Origin of the sequence: Hymenobacter cellulosivorans (assembly GCF_022919135.1) — a bacterium.
GTDB lineage: Bacteria > Bacteroidota > Bacteroidia > Cytophagales > Hymenobacteraceae > Hymenobacter > Hymenobacter cellulosivorans.
The window spans coordinates 3,832,252-3,848,381 of record NZ_CP095049.1 but is presented as its reverse complement, the minus strand read 5'-3'; the positions used below and the strand labels follow the sequence as shown (position 1 = coordinate 3,848,381).

Annotated in this window: 15 protein-coding genes; 12 read left to right on the top strand and 3 right to left on the bottom strand. The window is 57.6% G+C overall.

Annotation, left to right across the window (positions count from 1 at the left end):
- Positions 1 to 7: 7 nt before the first annotated feature.
- From MUN80_RS16170 to MUN80_RS16140, 7 genes are all read left to right on the top strand, one after another.
- Positions 8 to 610 (top strand): gluconate 2-dehydrogenase subunit 3 family protein, encoded by a 603-nt coding sequence (locus tag MUN80_RS16170; RefSeq protein ID WP_244714500.1) that lies wholly within the window; start codon positions 8 to 10, stop codon positions 608 to 610.
- An 84-nt stretch (positions 611 to 694) separates the two neighbouring features.
- Positions 695 to 1,846, top strand: a complete 1,152-nt coding sequence (locus tag MUN80_RS16165) for a Gfo/Idh/MocA family protein (protein WP_244714499.1) — start codon at positions 695 to 697, stop codon at positions 1,844 to 1,846.
- A 6-nt stretch (positions 1,847 to 1,852) separates the two neighbouring features.
- Positions 1,853 to 2,905 carry a sugar phosphate isomerase/epimerase family protein gene (locus MUN80_RS16160; protein ID WP_244714498.1) on the top strand — a complete coding sequence of 351 codons (1,053 nt, stop codon included), beginning with the start codon at positions 1,853 to 1,855 and terminating at the stop codon, positions 2,903 to 2,905.
- A 16-nt stretch (positions 2,906 to 2,921) separates the two neighbouring features.
- Complete coding sequence (locus MUN80_RS16155; RefSeq protein ID WP_244714497.1) at positions 2,922 to 3,392, top strand: c-type cytochrome; 471 nt, start codon at positions 2,922 to 2,924, stop codon at positions 3,390 to 3,392.
- Positions 3,393 to 3,645: 253 nt separating this feature from the next.
- A complete protein-coding gene (locus tag MUN80_RS16150) occupies positions 3,646 to 4,902 on the top strand; it encodes a nucleoside permease (protein WP_244714496.1) in 1,257 nt (418 codons plus the stop codon).
- A gap of 5 nt (positions 4,903 to 4,907) precedes the next feature.
- Positions 4,908 to 5,795, top strand: a complete 888-nt coding sequence (locus tag MUN80_RS16145; RefSeq protein WP_244714495.1) for a hydroxypyruvate isomerase family protein — start codon at positions 4,908 to 4,910, stop codon at positions 5,793 to 5,795.
- Between the two features lie 49 nt (positions 5,796 to 5,844).
- Positions 5,845 to 6,618 (top strand): 3-keto-disaccharide hydrolase, encoded by a 774-nt coding sequence (locus tag MUN80_RS16140; RefSeq protein WP_244714494.1) that lies wholly within the window; start codon positions 5,845 to 5,847, stop codon positions 6,616 to 6,618.
- 54 nt (positions 6,619 to 6,672) lie between these two features.
- Here MUN80_RS16140 and MUN80_RS16135 read toward each other — a convergent pair whose 3' ends face one another.
- Positions 6,673 to 7,554, bottom strand: a complete 882-nt coding sequence (locus MUN80_RS16135; protein WP_244714493.1) for a 3-keto-disaccharide hydrolase — start codon at positions 7,552 to 7,554, stop codon at positions 6,673 to 6,675.
- A gap of 375 nt (positions 7,555 to 7,929) precedes the next feature.
- Entirely contained in the window at positions 7,930 to 9,117 is a 1,188-nt protein-coding gene (locus MUN80_RS16130; protein WP_244714492.1) for a lactonase family protein, read from the bottom strand.
- 196 nt (positions 9,118 to 9,313) lie between these two features.
- Here MUN80_RS16130 and MUN80_RS16125 point away from each other — a divergent pair, with 196 nt between their 5' ends.
- Positions 9,314 to 9,667: a DUF5713 family protein gene (locus MUN80_RS16125; protein WP_244714491.1), complete on the top strand. Its 354-nt coding sequence runs from the start codon at positions 9,314 to 9,316 to the stop codon at positions 9,665 to 9,667.
- 43 nt (positions 9,668 to 9,710) lie between these two features.
- On the opposite strand, the gene MUN80_RS16120 is transcribed toward MUN80_RS16125, so the two are convergent.
- Positions 9,711 to 10,655 carry an SAM-dependent methyltransferase gene (locus tag MUN80_RS16120; protein ID WP_244714490.1) on the bottom strand — a complete coding sequence of 315 codons (945 nt, stop codon included), beginning with the start codon at positions 10,653 to 10,655 and terminating at the stop codon, positions 9,711 to 9,713.
- 231 nt (positions 10,656 to 10,886) lie between these two features.
- Here MUN80_RS16120 and MUN80_RS16115 point away from each other — a divergent pair, with 231 nt between their 5' ends.
- From MUN80_RS16115 to MUN80_RS16100, 4 genes are all read left to right on the top strand, one after another.
- Positions 10,887 to 11,270 carry a hypothetical protein gene (locus MUN80_RS16115; protein ID WP_244714489.1) on the top strand — a complete coding sequence of 128 codons (384 nt, stop codon included), beginning with the start codon at positions 10,887 to 10,889 and terminating at the stop codon, positions 11,268 to 11,270.
- 403 nt (positions 11,271 to 11,673) lie between these two features.
- Positions 11,674 to 13,971, top strand: coding sequence for a GH92 family glycosyl hydrolase (locus MUN80_RS16110; RefSeq protein WP_244714488.1), 2,298 nt, complete (start codon positions 11,674 to 11,676; stop codon positions 13,969 to 13,971).
- A 393-nt stretch (positions 13,972 to 14,364) separates the two neighbouring features.
- Positions 14,365 to 14,853 (top strand): DUF4738 domain-containing protein, encoded by a 489-nt coding sequence (locus MUN80_RS16105; protein ID WP_244714487.1) that lies wholly within the window; start codon positions 14,365 to 14,367, stop codon positions 14,851 to 14,853.
- Positions 14,854 to 14,915: 62 nt separating this feature from the next.
- Positions 14,916 to 16,055: an SMI1/KNR4 family protein gene (locus MUN80_RS16100; RefSeq protein WP_244714486.1), complete on the top strand. Its 1,140-nt coding sequence runs from the start codon at positions 14,916 to 14,918 to the stop codon at positions 16,053 to 16,055.
- Positions 16,056 to 16,130 lie beyond the last annotated feature (75 nt).

Genomic DNA, 16,130 nt, shown 5'->3' with positions numbered 1-16,130 from the left:
TACCACTATGAACAGAAGAGACGCCCTCACCCGGGTAGCCCTCATCATGGGCGGCACCCTTATCGGCGGTGACTATTTTTTGAGCAGCTGCTCCTCGCCCACCGAGGAAAAGAATGCCAAGGCCACCACGGCCGCTAAAAAGGAAAAGCCTTTTCTCAATCAGGATCAAGTTGCCTACCTCAATGAGGTAGGGGAAACCATCCTGCCCACCACCAAAACGCCCGGGGCCAAAGCCGCCGACGTGGGCTCGTTCATGGCCGTCATGGTCAAGGACTGCTACGAGCCCAAAGACCAGCAGATTTTCCTGGAGGGCCTGACTAAGCTGGAGCAGGCCAGTAAGCAGAAAAACGGTAAGGGCTTTCTGGAAAGCACCCCGGAGCAGCGTACTGTCCTGCTCACGGCCCTGGACGCTGAACAGAAAAATTACAGCAAAACCAAAACCCTGGAAGCGCCCAACCACTACTTCCGCATGCTCAAAGAGCTGACTTTGCTGGGTTACTTCACCTCCGAAGTGGGCAGCACCAAGGCCCTGCGCTACCTGCCCGTGCCGGGCAAATACGACGGCTGCGTGCCCTACAAAAAAGGCGACCGGGCCTGGGCTACTACTTAAGTTGTTCGTTGCTCGTTGTTAGTTGTCAGGTAAACTGCAGCAAAGACTAACAACGGAAAACGAACAACCAACAACTAAAACCGAATGAAACTACGACTGGGCATGATAGGCGGCGGGCAGGGAGCCTTTATTGGGGCTGTACACCGCCACGCTGCCGCCTTGGATGGGCTATATGAGTTAGTTGCCGGAGCCTTCAGCAGCAACCCCGACACCTCCCGGGCCAGCGGGCAGTTGCTAGGCCTCCAGCCCGAGCGGGTTTACGGCTCTTACGAGGAGCTGATCCAGCGCGAAAAAGAGCTGCCCGCCGAGCTGCGGGTGCAGGTGTTGTCCATCGTGACGCCCAACCACCTGCACTTCGCCCCGGCCAAGCTGGCCCTAGAAAACGGCTTCCACGTCATTCTCGACAAGCCCATGACCTTTTCTTTGGCCGAAGCCAAGGAGCTGCAAGCTGTGGTCGAGGCCAGCCCGACCCGCTTCTGCCTGACCCATACCTACACCGGCTACCCCATGGTGAAAGAAGCCCGGCAGCTGGTTGCAGGTGGGGAGTTGGGCACCATCCGCAAGGTGTACGTAGAGTATCCGCAGGGCTGGCTGAGCACCTTCGAGGAAGGCTCGGCCAACAAGCAGGCCGCTTGGCGCACCGACCCCGCCCGCAGCGGCGTCGCCGGGGCCATGGGCGACATTGGCACTCATGCCTTCAACCTGCTCGAGTACGTCACGGGCCTAAGCGTGACCCAGCTCTGCGCCGACATCAACACCGTAGTACCCGGCCGGCAGCTCGACGACGACGGGGCCGTGCTCTTGCGCCTTTCGGGTGGGGCCAGCGGCGTGCTGGTGGCTACACAGGTGGCGGCCGGCGAGGAAAACAACCTGCGCCTGCGGGTGTACGGGGAAAAAGGTGGCCTGGAATGGCAGCAGGCCGATGCCAACACCCTGCTGGTAAAGTGGCTTGACCGGCCTACCGAAATTCGCCGGGCGGGTACGGGCTACGTCAGTTCCTACGCCCGCCACAACGCCCGCACCCCCGCCGGCCACCCCGAGGGCTACCTCGAAGCCTTTGCCAACCTCTACCGCAACTTCGCCCTGAGCCTGCAAGCCGACCTGGCCGGCACCCCCGCCCCACCCGAAGCTCTGGACTACCCCAGCATTGAAGAAGGGGTGCGGGGCATGGCCTTCATCGAAAACGTCATTGCCTCGGGCCGCTCCGAACAGAAGTGGACCGAGTTTACCATTTAGCCACGCATGAAAACTATCAAAGGGCCCGCTATTTTTCTGGCCCAGTTTATTTCCGAACAACCGCCGTTTAACAGTCTGGACAGCATCTGCCAGTGGGCCAGCAGCCTGGGCTTTAAAGGCGTGCAGCTTCCGAGCTTGGACAAACGCTTCATCGACCTGCAGCTGGCGGCCGAGAGTCAGACCTATGCCGACGAAGTAAAAGGCAAGGTGCAGACCGCCGGCCTGGAAATCACCGAGTTGTCGACCCACCTGCAGGGGCAGCTGGTAGCCGTAAATCCTGTGTACGATTCGCTCTTCGACGGCTTTGCCCCCAAGGCCTTGCACGGTAACCCCAAGGCCCGGCAAGAGTGGGCGGTGCAGCAGCTCAAGTACGCAGCTAAGGCGTCCCAGAACCTGGGCCTTACTGCCCACGCCACCTTCAGCGGGGCGTTGCTTTGGCCAATGGTCTACCCCTGGCCCCAGCGCCCGGCGGGCCTCGTGGAAATGGGCTTTACGGAGCTGGCTAAGCGTTGGCTGCCGATTCTGCAAACCTTCGACGAGTGCGGCGTGGACGTGTGCTACGAAGTGCACGCAGGTGAAGACCTGCACGACGGCATCAGCTACGAAATGTTTCTCGACAAGGTGCAGCACCACCCCCGCGCCTGCCTGCTCTACGACCCCTCTCACTTCGTGCTGCAGTGCCTCGACTACCTGGAGTACATCGACCTCTACCACGAGCGAATCCGGGCCTTTCACGTCAAGGATGCCGAGTTTAACCCCAGCGGCCGGCAGGGCGTGTACGGGGGCTACCAGGCCTGGGCCGACCGCGCCGGCCGCTTCCGTTCCCCCGGCGACGGGCAGGTCAACTTCAAGGCCATTTTCAGCAAACTGGCCCAGTACGACTACCCCGGCTGGGCCGTGCTGGAATGGGAATGCGCCCTGAAACACCCCGAAGACGGTGCCTGCGAAGGCGCCACGTTCATCAAAGACCACATCATCCGCGTCACCGACAAGGCCTTCGACGACTTTGCCGCGTCCGGGGTTGATGAAGCCAAAAACAAAGCCCTGCTGGGCCTTTAAGTAGTAGCTCGCAATCATGAAAAAAGCCTTCCTATTTCTGAGCTTCGGCGCGATGCTGGCGGCCTGCTCTTCCGGATCGGAGAAAAAAGCCAGGGAAGAATACACTCTGGCTAATACCGAGGAAACCTTGGCCACCGACAGCACTACTGGTGCCAACGTCACGGCCGTCGCTCATCAGCCCCAGATTGACACCAGCGCCACCAAAATCGGAACCGGGCCCACGGGCGGGGCGGTAGCCAAGGGCGCTAAGCTCATCGAGGGTAGCGACTGTATGGGCTGCCACCGCGAAAACGAGAAGCTGCTGGGCCCTGCCTACAAAGCCGTAGCCGAAAAATACCCCAGCAACGACGCCAACGTGAGCATGCTGGCCGGCAAGATTATCAAAGGCGGCAAGGGCAACTGGGGTGACATCGCCATGACACCCCATCCCGGCCTCTCAGAAGCCGATGCCCAGGAAATGGCCCGCTACATCTTGAGCCTGCGGTAGTAGTTTCAGTAAATAACATCCTCTGCCTGTCATCCTTAATCTGACGGTCATGCAGCGCAGCGGAGTGAAGGACCTTCCTCGCTTACCCCACTGCAGCTAAATACCGACGTGAAAAGCCCTTTGCTCTAACAAGGATATAGTGCTTTGGTACTTTGAATGAAGCTTGTCACTGAGGCGAGAAAGGTCCTTCGCAAGCTCAGGATGACAGGCCTGACAACTAACAACGAGCAACTACATTTCACCCCCACCGCCCATGAATACCACCATCCGCATCAAGCTGTCCATCATGATGTTTCTGGAGTTTTTTATCTGGGGCGCGTGGTTTGTGACGCTGGGTACCTACCTGCTGCGCAACCTCAATGCCACCGGCACCCAGGTGGGCGTGGCCTTTCTGACTCAGTCCATCGGGGCCATTGTGGCGCCTTTCATCATTGGGCTTATTGCCGACCGGTTCTTCTCGGCCCAAAAGATTCTGGGGGTGCTGCACCTGGCTGGGGCGGCCCTGCTGTGGCACGCCTCCACCGCGCCCGACTTCAGCTCCTTCTATCCCAACATTCTGACCTACATGATTCTGTACATGCCCACGCTGGCCCTGGTTAACTCCATTGCCTTCCGGCAGATGCAGAATCCGCAGAAGGAGTTTGCCACCATCCGGGTACTGGGTACCCTGGGCTGGATTGTGGCTGGCCTAACCATCGGCTGGCTCAACTGGGAGCAAAGCGGCAGCCTGCAAAGCACCTTCCTGATGGCGGCCGGGGCCTCAGCCTTGCTGGGCTTGTTTAGCTTCACGCTGCCGGCCACGCCGCCCGTCAAAACCGGGCAGGCCAGCTCCCTGGGCGACATGCTGGGCCTCGATGCCATTGGGTTGCTCAAGAACCGCTCCTACCTGATTTTCTTTCTGGCTTCCATTGCCATCTGTATTCCACTGGCCTTTTACTATGGCTTTACCAACCCGTTCTTGAACGAAGTGGGCATGAAAGCGGCAGCCGGGGTGCAGAGCCTGGGCCAGGTATCCGAGCTGCTGTTTATGCTCCTGATTCCGGTGTTCTTCAGCCGCCTGGGCGTCAAGAAGATGCTGGCCATCGGCATGGGGGCCTGGGTTTTGCGCTATCTGTGTTTCGCCTACGGCAACGGCACGGGCAGCTACTGGATGCTGATTGCGGGCATCGTGCTGCACGGCATCTGCTACGACTTCTTCTTCGTTACGGGCCAGATTTACACCGACAACCTGGCCGGGGAACGGTTCAAGAGCTCGGCCCAGGGCTTTATCACCCTGGCTACCTACGGCGTGGGCATGCTCATCGGCACTCTGCTCTCGGGCCGCATCTTTGACGCCTACCAGACTACGCCCACGACCCACGACTGGCGCATGATCTGGCTGATTCCGGCCGGCATAGCCGTAGTGGTGCTCTTCTTGTTCCTGCTGCTGTTCAAGGACCGCGCCCAGGCCCAGGCCGCCGAAGCCCCGGCCTTTGATGCGGCTGCTCCTACTTTGGCGCAAGCCAACTAACCGCCGTGGCTACCTGGAATCGGCGGGCGGCGGTGAAAGGGCTGCTGGCCGGCACGGCAGCCGTGAGTACGCTGGGTCTGGGCGGGGCCTGCGCCGCCGAGGATAAAAAAACTGCCCTAGCTATGCCGCTTAAGGGCAACATCCGGCAGTCGGTGTGCCGCTGGTGCTTTCAGGACCTGCCCCTGGAACAGCTCTGCGCTGCGGCCAAGGAAATGGGTATCCGGGGCATTGACTTAGTGGGGCCCAAGGACTGGCCGACACTGCAGAAGTACGGTCTTGACTCGCCCATGTGCAACGGGGCCGAAATCAACCTGACCGACGGCTTTAACGACCCGCAGTTTCACGCCCGCCTGCAGAAGCAGTACGCCGAGATGATTCCGCGGGTAGCCAAGGCCGGCTACCAGAACTTAATTTGCTTTAGTGGCAGCCGTCGGGGCATGTCGGATGCGGCAGGCTGGGACAACTGCGTACGGGGTCTCCAGCCCCTGCTCAAGCTGGCTGCCCAGCACAAGGTAGTGCTGGTCATGGAACTGCTCAACAGCAAAATTGACCATAAGGACTACCACTGCGACCATACTGCCTGGGGAGTGGAGCTGGCCAAAAAGCTGGGCTCGGAGCACTTCAAGCTGCTCTACGACATCTACCACATGCAGATCAATGAGGGCGACGTCATCCGCACCCTGACCCAGCACCACGAGTACATTGCCCACTACCACACCGCCGGCGTGCCCGGCCGCCACGAGCTCGACGACCAGCAGGAGCTCAACTACCCAGCCATCATGCGGGCCATCCAGGCCACCGGCTTCCAAGGCTACGTAGCCCAGGAATTCATGCCCCGTAATGCTGATAAGCTGGCCTCCCTACGCCAGGCCGTGCAGCTCTGCGACGTGTAGCCGGCTGTTCTTATCTTGCCCCTCCACTCCTGCTCTGACCTCGCCCCGTATGAAGCTGCCCCTGCTGTTTTCCGCCGTTCTTTTCGGCTTTTCCACCATGACCCAGGCCCAGCAAACCGGCAAGCCCGAAGCCACCGAAGTGTGGGAGCCAGTGCCCAAAACCGTGACGGCTAACCCTCTTTTTACCCCGCCACCCTCCGACGCGGTAGTGCTCTTCAACGGCAAAGACCTCAGCCAGTGGGTATCGGCTGACGACCGCGCGGCCCCGGCCCGGTGGAAAGTAGCCGGCGGCTTGCTCACCATTGACAAGGCCACGGGCAACATCGAAACCAAGCAGGCCTTTACCAACTACCAATTGCACTTGGAATGGCGGGTGCCGGCCGGTATCAGCGGCACAGGCCAGGCCCGCGGCAACAGCGGCATCTTCCTGGCTTCGTTGGGTAAGGGTGACCTGGGCTACGAGCTGCAAATCCTGGATTCTTACCAGAACAAGACCTACGCCAACGGCATGGCGGGCAGCATTTACAAGCAGCATATTCCCCTGGCCAACCCCGCCCGCAAGCCCAGCGAATGGCAAAGCTACGACGTGCTCTGGACCGCCCCGACCTTCAAGCCCGACGGCGCAATGCTGACCCCGGCCCGCGTAACGGTGCTCTTCAACGGGGTAGTCGTGCAGCAAAACGTGACCCTGGCCGGCCCCACGGTGTATATCGGGGCGCCCAGCTACCAGCAGGCCCACGGCCCGGCCCCCATCAAGCTCCAGGCCCACGGCGACAAAAGTGAGCCCATCAGCTTCCGCAATATCTGGGTGCGGGAGCTGTAGGGTCGGCAGTAGCTTTTTAAAGTTGGGGTAAGAGGTTAAAACCCCGGTCATAGCCTACTTGAAATACTGGGCGTACTGCTTGGGCATGGCATCCAGGGGCTTGATCATGATACCCTTGTAATACACTTCGGCCGCTTCGCTTTGCAGCTGAATCTTACCACTGGTCAGGGGCTGGCGCTGGCCGTTGACCACGAAGGAGGAGTTGTCGACGGCCAGCACGACATGGCCGTTGACCAAATGTATGCTCTTGCCATTCACGTTGATCAACTCCAGCTCGTTCCACTGCCCGTTGGGTAGTTCATAGTTGGCCGCGGCCTGGCAGAAGCCCTTGCCGCCCTTGCCCATCGTGACCGGCGCGGCGGCAGGATTGTACTTAAGCGTGTCTTTGGTGGCGTCGAAGGAGGCGCGGATGTCGGCTGCCGAGTTGGCGATGCACCAAAAGTCGCCCATGGCGTTGCCCTTCTGATGCTCCGAGACCTGGAATTCCTGGCTCAGCATCCAGCTTTTCCAGTAGTCGACGCCGCACTCGCCCTGGCTGTTGTAGAGGATGCCACTGTCGCGGGGCTCGTCGAGGCGGGGCACCCACTTCTTGCCGCCCCACTTCACCTTGAGCTTGAGGTCGTAGTTGCTGTAATCCTGCTTGGTAAACACGCACCCGTAGATTTCCCCGCTGATGCGCAGCACCGGCTCCCCTTCCTGCATTTCCACGGAGAAGACATCAGCCTCGTTCTTATCGTAGCCCAGAGGCGGAATCACCTGTCCGTTGGCATCGGTGGGTGCCTGGCCCCGGTAACCCACTTGGTGCCGATAGCTTTGGAACGTCCGCCACTTGCTCAGCTTTTGGTCCAGCAACGGCTCCCAGCCCTTAGCCGGGGTAAAGGAAACGGAGGTTAACAGCAGCGTAGCACCCAGCACCAGGACCGTAGATTTTTTCATTAGAATGAAGCAGGATAGATAGAATTTTTCGAGAGTTCCAATCTACTGGATTTATGCTAGAGCTGAGTACCCGGTGACCGGAAGATTTGTCAAAAATCAGAGCGTCAGATCAAGTATTCTGTGCATGAAGCAGAGACGAAACATCTTGTGTGCCGGCGTTATTACTATTGTTATCCTAAGGCGCAGCCGAATGCCCTTCCTGGCCTACCCCCCTGCCCATTATACCAACGCACAAAAGTCTTTTTCTCAGACTGATAGAAAAGGGCTTTTGTGCGTTAAAAAATGCGCGTCAGGACATAGAGGCATATCCTTCACTTTGCTTCGCGCCGCTCAGGATGAGAGCCGAAATAAAACGGCAGACGGATTGCCCCCAACTTATCCCGTTGTAAAATCTGCCACTAAATGCAGGCACACCGGGGCGGGCATCTCCGTAGAAAAGCCCGTGGGGGTGAGCTGGCCGGTTTTCGGGTCGACATGGTAGCTGAAGATGTTGTTGGTGTGCTGATTGGCGACCAGCAGCAGGCGGCCGTCAGGCGAAATCGTGAAGTTGCGTGGGAATTTGCCCTGGGTGCTGGCGTGCTGCACCAGGCTTAGCCGGCCGCTGTCCTCGTCTACGGCCATTACCACGATGCTGTCGTGCCCGCGGTTGGAGCCGTACACAAAGCGGCCGTCGGGCGAAACGTGGATGTCGGCGCAGTAGCTAGTGCCGGCGTAGCCCGCGGGCAGGGCCGACAGGGTATGCAGTTCCGTAAACGTGCCCTGGGCGGCATCGTAGCTCAGAGCCGTGACGGTGGAGTTCAGCTCGTTAATCAGGTAGGCCCAGCGGCCGCCTGGGTGAAAGGCCAGGTGGCGGGGGCCAGCTCCGGGCTGCCCTTTAAAAGCCGTTTTGCCCGGTAGCTGGGGTAGCCCGGTAGCCGGGTTCAGCGCGTAGCTCAGCACTTGGTCATTGCCCAGGTCTACGGCCAGGGCGTAGCGGCCCTGGGGATCGGGCCGGATAAAATGGGCGTGGGGCTTGTCCTGATTTTTGTGGGGCCCGGAGCCCTGGTGCTGGTCGACGACGGCGGCTGGGGCCAGCTGCCCGCCCGGCTGCACCGGCAAGGCGCTGATAGTGCCGCCGCCGTAGTTGGCGGCCAACACGGCTTTGTTGCCCGGGGCGAGGCTAACGTAGCACGGGCCCGCCCCGGCCGAGGGCTGTTCGTTGAGCACCGACAGCCCGCCGCTGCCCTGGTCGATGCCAAAGGCCCGGATGGCCCCGCTGCCGCTGCCCTCAATCTCCAGGGTGGCGTAGAGGAAGCGGTGGTCGGTAGAGAGCGTCAGAAAACCCGGCTTCACTCCGCCCCGAAAGCCCGCTACCCGGGTAAAAGCGCCGGTGCGCGGGTGCAGGCGGTAGAGAAAGATATTATCCTGCTCAGCCGCGCCGTAAGTACCGATGTAAAGCAAGTATTCCTTGGTGGCTTCCGCAGCCCCCTTGCCCGTGACGCAGGCGGCCAGCAGCGGGCCGGCGGCGACCAAGGCGGTACGTTGAAGAAAGGTGCGGCGGGTAATAAAAGGGTTTAGCTTCATAGCAAGGCGGGTTGCGGGAGCTGCCAATATACGCAGGCAACCGGGCGTATCAGTCCTTGCCTGATCGATATTGCCTATTGCCACCCAGTCAGGGCGTGATGACATTGGCCGCAAGCCCTGACGTGGCCTCAACCCCACCTGCTCTGGCCGAAAAGTCGTTACTTAAGCCATTCTCTACGCATCACCACTCCCTACCATGGCTCAGCAGCAGGCCGCCCTTCAGAACGAAGCCGTGCGGCAATATTCCTTCCTGGCGGAAATGTCCGCCGACTCCTACTTCCCCAACCACTTGGTCGATAAGGGCAAGGCCATCCTGGTAGAGCTTTGCTTCCACATCGAGCAACAATATCCCCAGGACCTGGAGGCCCTTTATAAGCTTACCCACACTGCCACCGACCAGTTCAACGACTTGCAGGAGGAGTTCTGGGAAGCCGACAGCGAAATTGAAACTGCCGCCCGCGACTGTATTGCCCGGGACTTCAAATTTGTTGCCACGGCATACGGGTTTGAGGCCGATCTGGAAGAACTGATTGCCACGCGGGATTGGTGAGGAATTGGCACCAATTGCGGTAAGCAGGCCAAATTCCTACCGTCTACACGCATGCCAGCGCGGGCATGGCCGAGCCATTTTCTTCCGGCACCTGTACAGCTAATACTTGATTTCTTATGTGCAGAAACAAATTAATGTTTTCCGGCTCCTTACCGATAAAAATATCCGCCCTGGCAAAGCCTGCCGACATAGCCAAATTAATCAACTGCTCCTCCGTTCGATGATTAAGGCGCCAGTCACCGAAGAATTCCATATAAAATCGATTAGGATTATTATCCTCATTAAAGTTGCCGATTATCATTTCCCCACCTGGCACCAACCACATTGAAAATCTTTTCAGCAGTAACACAAAAGCTTTATCATCAAAATAATCAAACAAGCCCGCCGACCATATTATATCAAACTTGTTTTCGGCTTCGTATCTGAATATGTTCTTATTTACAAATTCAATCTTATCTAAGTAAGCTTCATTCAAAAACTTAGCGTGGCCAATTGCCTGCTTGTCCATTTCCACGCAGGTAGTCAGCAGCTGGCAGCCCTGGTTTTCAGTATACAGCTCATACAAGTCTCTGGCCGGACCGCTGGCTATATTAAGAAGCTTTCCTTCCCCTTGCAACTTACCTGAAACATGGTCCTTAAAATACTTCTTCCGGTTTCGGACGGCCTGAGCAGCAGAACTGGCCAGTGAATAATCATCCCACTTACGATGGTCGTTCGACGTATCACAGGTGTAAATTCTATCGATTATCGAAAAATCCCCGGCATACCCGAAAGGCTTGTGCAAGATATGGCCCATGATAGACCGAGTCGTATCGAGAAAACCACAGTTTTCTTTTAATCTAGCCAGGTCTTCGGGATGAATAGTATTATCCTTAACTTTTTTCTCAAATACCTGAATTAAAGAATCAAGAAATTGATACTCTTCCTTATCAGGCCCGTTCTTTACAAGAAAGGAATTGAGGCTGTGCAGTAGCTCGTCGTTTTTCATATATGTGTTGTGAGAGTGTTACAACACAAAGGTCTTTTGGCAGGCCGGGCGAGGCTTTTGTCAAAAGGATTCGAGTCTTTTGCAAACGGATTTTTTGAATTGCCCAGCTACTGGCAATCTTCACGACAGGCACGCGGAATGAGTATCAGGTCTTTGCTAGCTATGCCATTCACTACTTATTCCCACAGCCTCACCATGAACCCGAAGTTAACAACTACCCTATTGCCTTTAATGAGCAATAGTAAATGGGTGAAGCTCATTGCCAGGCTGGTAGAAAACTGCCACCTGATTAAAGAGTGCCGGGTCAAGCTCCTTGGCGAAGAGTATACCGGCTTGCGCCTCCTGCGCATCGACGAGGACGTTACGTTTAATTTCGACTACTACCCGGCCGCGATGGAAGCCATGATTTCGGGCAAACCCTATGGTTGGAAATTCTACTGCCAAATCGAGTGGCTGGACTTTCCGAGTACCGTTACGGACGCCCAAGGCCGCCCCGTCGCGCAGGATACCGCAGCTATCCAGGACCAGATTGCCGAAGTGGGCCGATTTCAACTGGCCTTGACGGGGGATAACCTGCGGCTGTATGCTTATCAGCAGGTCAATTCTTCTACCTGACGGGCTCATCATACTAATAGAGGCTAACAGAATCCATTACTTCACTCTGCAGACACTTCCGTTAGCCCCCATTGAGGAGAAGATATTTCGTTTAGAGCTGGAAGATTGGGAGATATGGTTGCGTTACGAAGCTGCCTTTAAGGCCGGAAAAGCAACACCCGATATGCATCCAGCCCTTCCTGATGACCAAGCCCGGCACCAGGAAATTCGTCAAATACTATCCGAGAAGTCCCAGGACAGAAACTGTCACGTCCTACAAGTGACTGGTGAATTTGTATACGGCGTGACTACCACTGTTACTTGGCTATTGGCTGCTGACTGAACCTCCTAAAACGGTTTAGCCACCTCAGAACACAACCATTCCACCTTCTTTCCTACCTTGCTGGCTTCAACCCCGAAGCTGATGAAACTGCCGTTCCTTTCCGTTCTTCTTTTTGCCTCCCTTTCCACCCTGGCTCAGCAAAAGGCCAAGCCCGCCGAAAACCTGGTGCAGTACGCCCGGCCCATCATCGGGACCCAGAAGATGGGGCACACTTACCCCGGGGCCACGGTGCCCTTCGGTATGGTGCAGCTCTCCCCCGACACCGACACGCTACAATATGCCAAGGACGGCAAGTACAACCCCGATATCTACCGCTACTGCGCCGGCTACCAGTACGATGACCCCACCATCGTGGGCTTCAGCCACACCCACTTCAGCGGCACCGGCCACTCCGACCTCGGCGACTTCCTGGTGATGCCCACCACGGGCCCTTTGCAACTCAACCCCGGCACGGCCCAAAAGCCTGAATCCGGCTTTCGCTCCCGCTTTTCCCACCAGAACGAAACCGCCGAGCCCGCCTATTATAAGGTCAAGCTCGACGACCACAACATCCAGGCCGAGCTGACAGCTACGACCCGGGTGGGCATGCACCAGTACACGTTCCCGAAGTCCGACCAGGCTCACATCATCCTGGACTTGATGGCCGGCATCTACAACTACGAGGACAAAAACGCCTGGACCTACGTGCGGGTGGTAAATGACTCGCTCATCACGGGCTACCGCCAAACCAACGGCTGGGCTCGCACCCGCACGCTGTACTTTGCTATGGCGTTTTCCAAGCCCTTCAAGCAGTACGGCTACCGCAACTTCTCCAAAAAGCAGGTCTACCGCGGGTTCTGGGGCAAGTTTGACCAAAGCAAGAACTTCCCCGAAATGGCTGGCGAGCAGCTACGCGCCTACTTCGACTTCAACACCCGGGAAGGCGAGAAAATCAAGGTGAAGATGGCCCTCTCGCCCGTCAGCCAGGAAGGCGCGGTGGCCAACATGCAGGCCGAGCTGCCGGGCTGGAACTTCGAGCAAACCAAGGCCCAGAGCCAGGCTTTGTGGCAGCAGGAGCTGAGCAAAGTCACGATTCAGAGCCCGAAGAAGGACGATAAAATCAACTTCTACACGGCCCTTTACCACACCTTTTTGGGCCCCACCGTCTACCAGGACGCCGACGGGCAGTACCGGGGCCTCGACCAGAACAACCACCGCGCCGAGGGCTTTACCAACTACACCACCTTCTCGCTCTGGGACACCTACCGCGCCCTGCATCCGCTTTTCAACCTGGTGCAGCCCAAGCGCAACGCCGACATGGTGCAGAGCATGCTGGCCCACTACCAGCAGAGTCCCGAGCACATGCTGCCCGTGTGGAGCCACCACGCCAACGAAAACTGGTGCATGATCGGCTACCACTCGGTTTCGGTTATTGCCGACGCCGTGCTCAAGGGCAACGCCACTTTCGACGCCAACAAGGCCCTGGACGCCTGCGTAGCCACGGCCCGCCACGATTCCTACGACGGCATCGGCTTCTACCGGCAGTTGGGCTTCGTGCCCGAAGACAAGAACTCGTCGTCGGTGAGCAAGACCCTGGAGTACGCCTACGACGACTGGTGCATTGCCCAGATGGCCCAGAAGCTCGGCCGCCAGGACATCTACCAGGAGTTCAGTAAGCGGGCCTTGAGCTACCAAAACGTGTACGACGCCCGCCTGGGCTTCATGCGCCCCAAGCTGGCCGACGGCAGCTTCCGCAAGGAATTCGACGTGCTCAGCACCCACAACCAGGGCTACATCGAGGGCAACGCTTGGAACTACAGCCTCTACGTGCCCCAGGACCCCAAGGCTTTGATTACGCTCATGGGTGGCTCCAAGCGCTTCACCGAGCACCTCGACTCGCTCTTTACCATGCACTTGCCCGATAAGTTCTTCGCCGAAACCGAGGACATCACCCGCGAGGGTATCATCGGCAACTATGTGCACGGCAACGAGCCCGCCCACCACGCCGCCTACCTCTACAACTGGACCGACCAGCCCTGGAAAACCCAGCAGCGGGTGCGCATGATTCTGCCCAAAATGTACCGCCCCACCCCCGACGGCCTCGGCGGCAACGACGACTGCGGGCAAATGTCGGCCTGGTACGTCTTCTCGGCCCTGGGCTTCTACCCCGTAGCCCCCGGCTCCCCGGAATACGCCCTGGGCAGCCCCGCCATCCACGGCGCCACGATGACGCTGGAAAACGGCAAAACCTTCCGTGTCACGGTTAAAAACCAGAGCGACAAAAACGTCTACGTCAAGGAAGCCCGCCTAAACGGGCAGAAGCTGACCCGGCCGTTCCTCAATCACCAGGATATTGTGAATGGCGGGGAGTTGGTGTTTACCATGGCGGCGCGACCATGAAGTCTGGTACAATAGCTCGTAAATTAACTATTCTCTGTGGGGCTAGCGTAGGCGTAATTCTGCTCGGCTTGTCCGTCTGGTTTATTGCTTTCGAAATAAAGAAACAGCAGAAGATTAAGGCGAGTACCCAGCTAATAGCCAACCTAAAAACGTACCGGCAAAACCAAAGCAGATTGCCTGATATGGATGACTGGAAAACCTTGGAAAAATTAGGCTTCGTACTTAAAGATTTGGGCACTGATCCTTCCTACGAAAAGCTATCAGACAATTCATACAAGCTCATTTTCTTCACAGGATTTGACGGGCCTTACATACCGTTCCACTAAAGAGCGGTGGGAGATAGAGCAATATACATTCCGTCACTAACGCTCTTCACCTAGTCAAATATCCCTTATGCGCAAATCCTACCTGCTTCTATTCCCTATTTCCTTCCTAGCCGGCTGCTCGGCTCAGGATACGCTACGGAAGCAGCCCGTGGCTATTCGGGAAGAATTCTGGCCCCTAGACACCACGGTTGCTCGTACCGACACGGTTTTTCGCACCCCCAACCTATACCGTATCACTATTGCGACGCGCAGCCTGAACGACAGCGCCGCCACCTACAAAGCCACTGACGACACCGGGAACCTGCTTATCCACGCTCATCAGGTTGTTTCGCAGGTTACCATTTACAAGGACGGGCAACCCCTGACCCAGGCCTCGTTCACCAAAGCCCTTTTCCGCGGGCGGGACTCAGAGCTGGTCCTGGCCAGCACCTCGTTTGTAGCCCAGCAAGACGAAGAATTTCTGTTCAACATCGAGGCCTGTGTGCCCGACTCCGACATCTGTGAGAAAGCCCAAGTAGCCGTTAATTCCACCGGCCGAATTAAAGTCCGGCTTTAGGAGCCTTGCCAGCGCCTACCCCCGACCTACACTAACCGCCGCAACGCGGCCCACTTCCGAAAATGGAATTCTACTCCGCGCAAATCGAACGAATCAAAAGTAAGCTGAAACAAGCCCGGGAAGCGGATAAATCGTTAGCTGTTTTCGGGGCCGACCAGCACCGCTACATTGTCGGGCCGCCCGTCAGTGAGCAGCAGGTCTGGGCGTTTGAGGCAGCGTACGGGTTGGAGCTACCCCTGGCCTACAAACTGTTCGTCACCCAGGTAGGCAATGGGGGCAAGTCGTACCGGGAGTCGGCGGCGGGCCCTTATTATGGTATCTACAAGTTTGGGGAAGAAGTCGATGACATTATTGATGACCCGCAGCACTACCTGGCTCGGCCGGCCACGCTATTCCCCGGCTTGACGGCCGAGCATTGGACAGCACTTACCGCCGCCATAGAGGCCGACGACTGCAGCGACGAAGTATTCGCCGAGCAGATAAACATCCTCTATCAGGGCTTGCTGCCCATTGGCTCTCAGGGCTGCACCTACGTTACGGCGCTAGTGGTGAGCGGGGAGCACAAAGGCCGGGTTGTCTACCTGGACCAGGACCGCTACCTACCGCGCTTTGCCTTCGAGGCCAACTTCCTAGATTGGTACGAGCGGTGGCTAGACGAAGTAATTCGGGGCTATCTGCAACAGGATGGCCCTTCGTGGTTTGGCTACTCGCGCGCAGGCACCGAAGACGAACTCATGGCGCAGTACCAGGCCACCACCGACGAAGAGTTGCGGCTGGAATACCTGAACGGCTTCTTCAAGCTGCCCACGATACATACCGGAGCCCAGGATTTTTTAGCGGCCGAAAGCGAGAATCCGAATGAGCCAATCCGCACGATGGCGCTGCAGCTCCTTACTAAATACGCCTACGCCAGTGCCAAAAGCCGGCTAAAAGAAGAGTTTCAGCGTATGCCCCTACCCGTGCTCAAATACGTGCACTGGTACGCCAAGTCTTATGCGCTCGACTGGCAGCCGGAACTACAGGCGCTTTTTGCCAGCGGCATCCAGGATCCGGACCTGTTCTACTTCGCGACGTACGTGCTAAGAAATGGTCCCAGCAATGTCGAGCAGCTATTACTGCCCTACACGACCCACCCCAACGAGACTATTCGCAAGTCGGCCGTATACACGCTCAACCAACACGGCTACAAGTGGCCCCTATAGCAAGAATGCTGAGCCAAAAGCCGTAATAATTCCTATTTCTAACCTTCCAGAACAACCCATAGGTTGGCAACAATT

Coding starts and splice junctions, on each gene's coding strand:
- MUN80_RS16105 (WP_244714487.1), top strand. CDS start 14,365: ATGCGCAAATCCTACCTGCTTCTATTCCCTATTTCCTTCCTAGCCGGC.
- MUN80_RS16135 (WP_244714493.1), bottom strand. CDS start 7,554: ATGAAAAAATCTACGGTCCTGGTGCTGGGTGCTACGCTGCTGTTAACC.
- MUN80_RS16110 (WP_244714488.1), top strand. CDS start 11,674: ATGAAACTGCCGTTCCTTTCCGTTCTTCTTTTTGCCTCCCTTTCCACC.
- MUN80_RS16170 (WP_244714500.1), top strand. CDS start 8: ATGAACAGAAGAGACGCCCTCACCCGGGTAGCCCTCATCATGGGCGGC.
- MUN80_RS16140 (WP_244714494.1), top strand. CDS start 5,845: ATGAAGCTGCCCCTGCTGTTTTCCGCCGTTCTTTTCGGCTTTTCCACC.
- MUN80_RS16150 (WP_244714496.1), top strand. CDS start 3,646: ATGAATACCACCATCCGCATCAAGCTGTCCATCATGATGTTTCTGGAG.
- MUN80_RS16155 (WP_244714497.1), top strand. CDS start 2,922: ATGAAAAAAGCCTTCCTATTTCTGAGCTTCGGCGCGATGCTGGCGGCC.
- MUN80_RS16120 (WP_244714490.1), bottom strand. CDS start 10,655: ATGAAAAACGACGAGCTACTGCACAGCCTCAATTCCTTTCTTGTAAAG.
- MUN80_RS16130 (WP_244714492.1), bottom strand. CDS start 9,117: ATGAAGCTAAACCCTTTTATTACCCGCCGCACCTTTCTTCAACGTACC.
- MUN80_RS16165 (WP_244714499.1), top strand. CDS start 695: ATGAAACTACGACTGGGCATGATAGGCGGCGGGCAGGGAGCCTTTATT.
- MUN80_RS16160 (WP_244714498.1), top strand. CDS start 1,853: ATGAAAACTATCAAAGGGCCCGCTATTTTTCTGGCCCAGTTTATTTCC.
- MUN80_RS16125 (WP_244714491.1), top strand. CDS start 9,314: ATGGCTCAGCAGCAGGCCGCCCTTCAGAACGAAGCCGTGCGGCAATAT.
- MUN80_RS16100 (WP_244714486.1), top strand. CDS start 14,916: ATGGAATTCTACTCCGCGCAAATCGAACGAATCAAAAGTAAGCTGAAA.
- MUN80_RS16115 (WP_244714489.1), top strand. CDS start 10,887: ATGAGCAATAGTAAATGGGTGAAGCTCATTGCCAGGCTGGTAGAAAAC.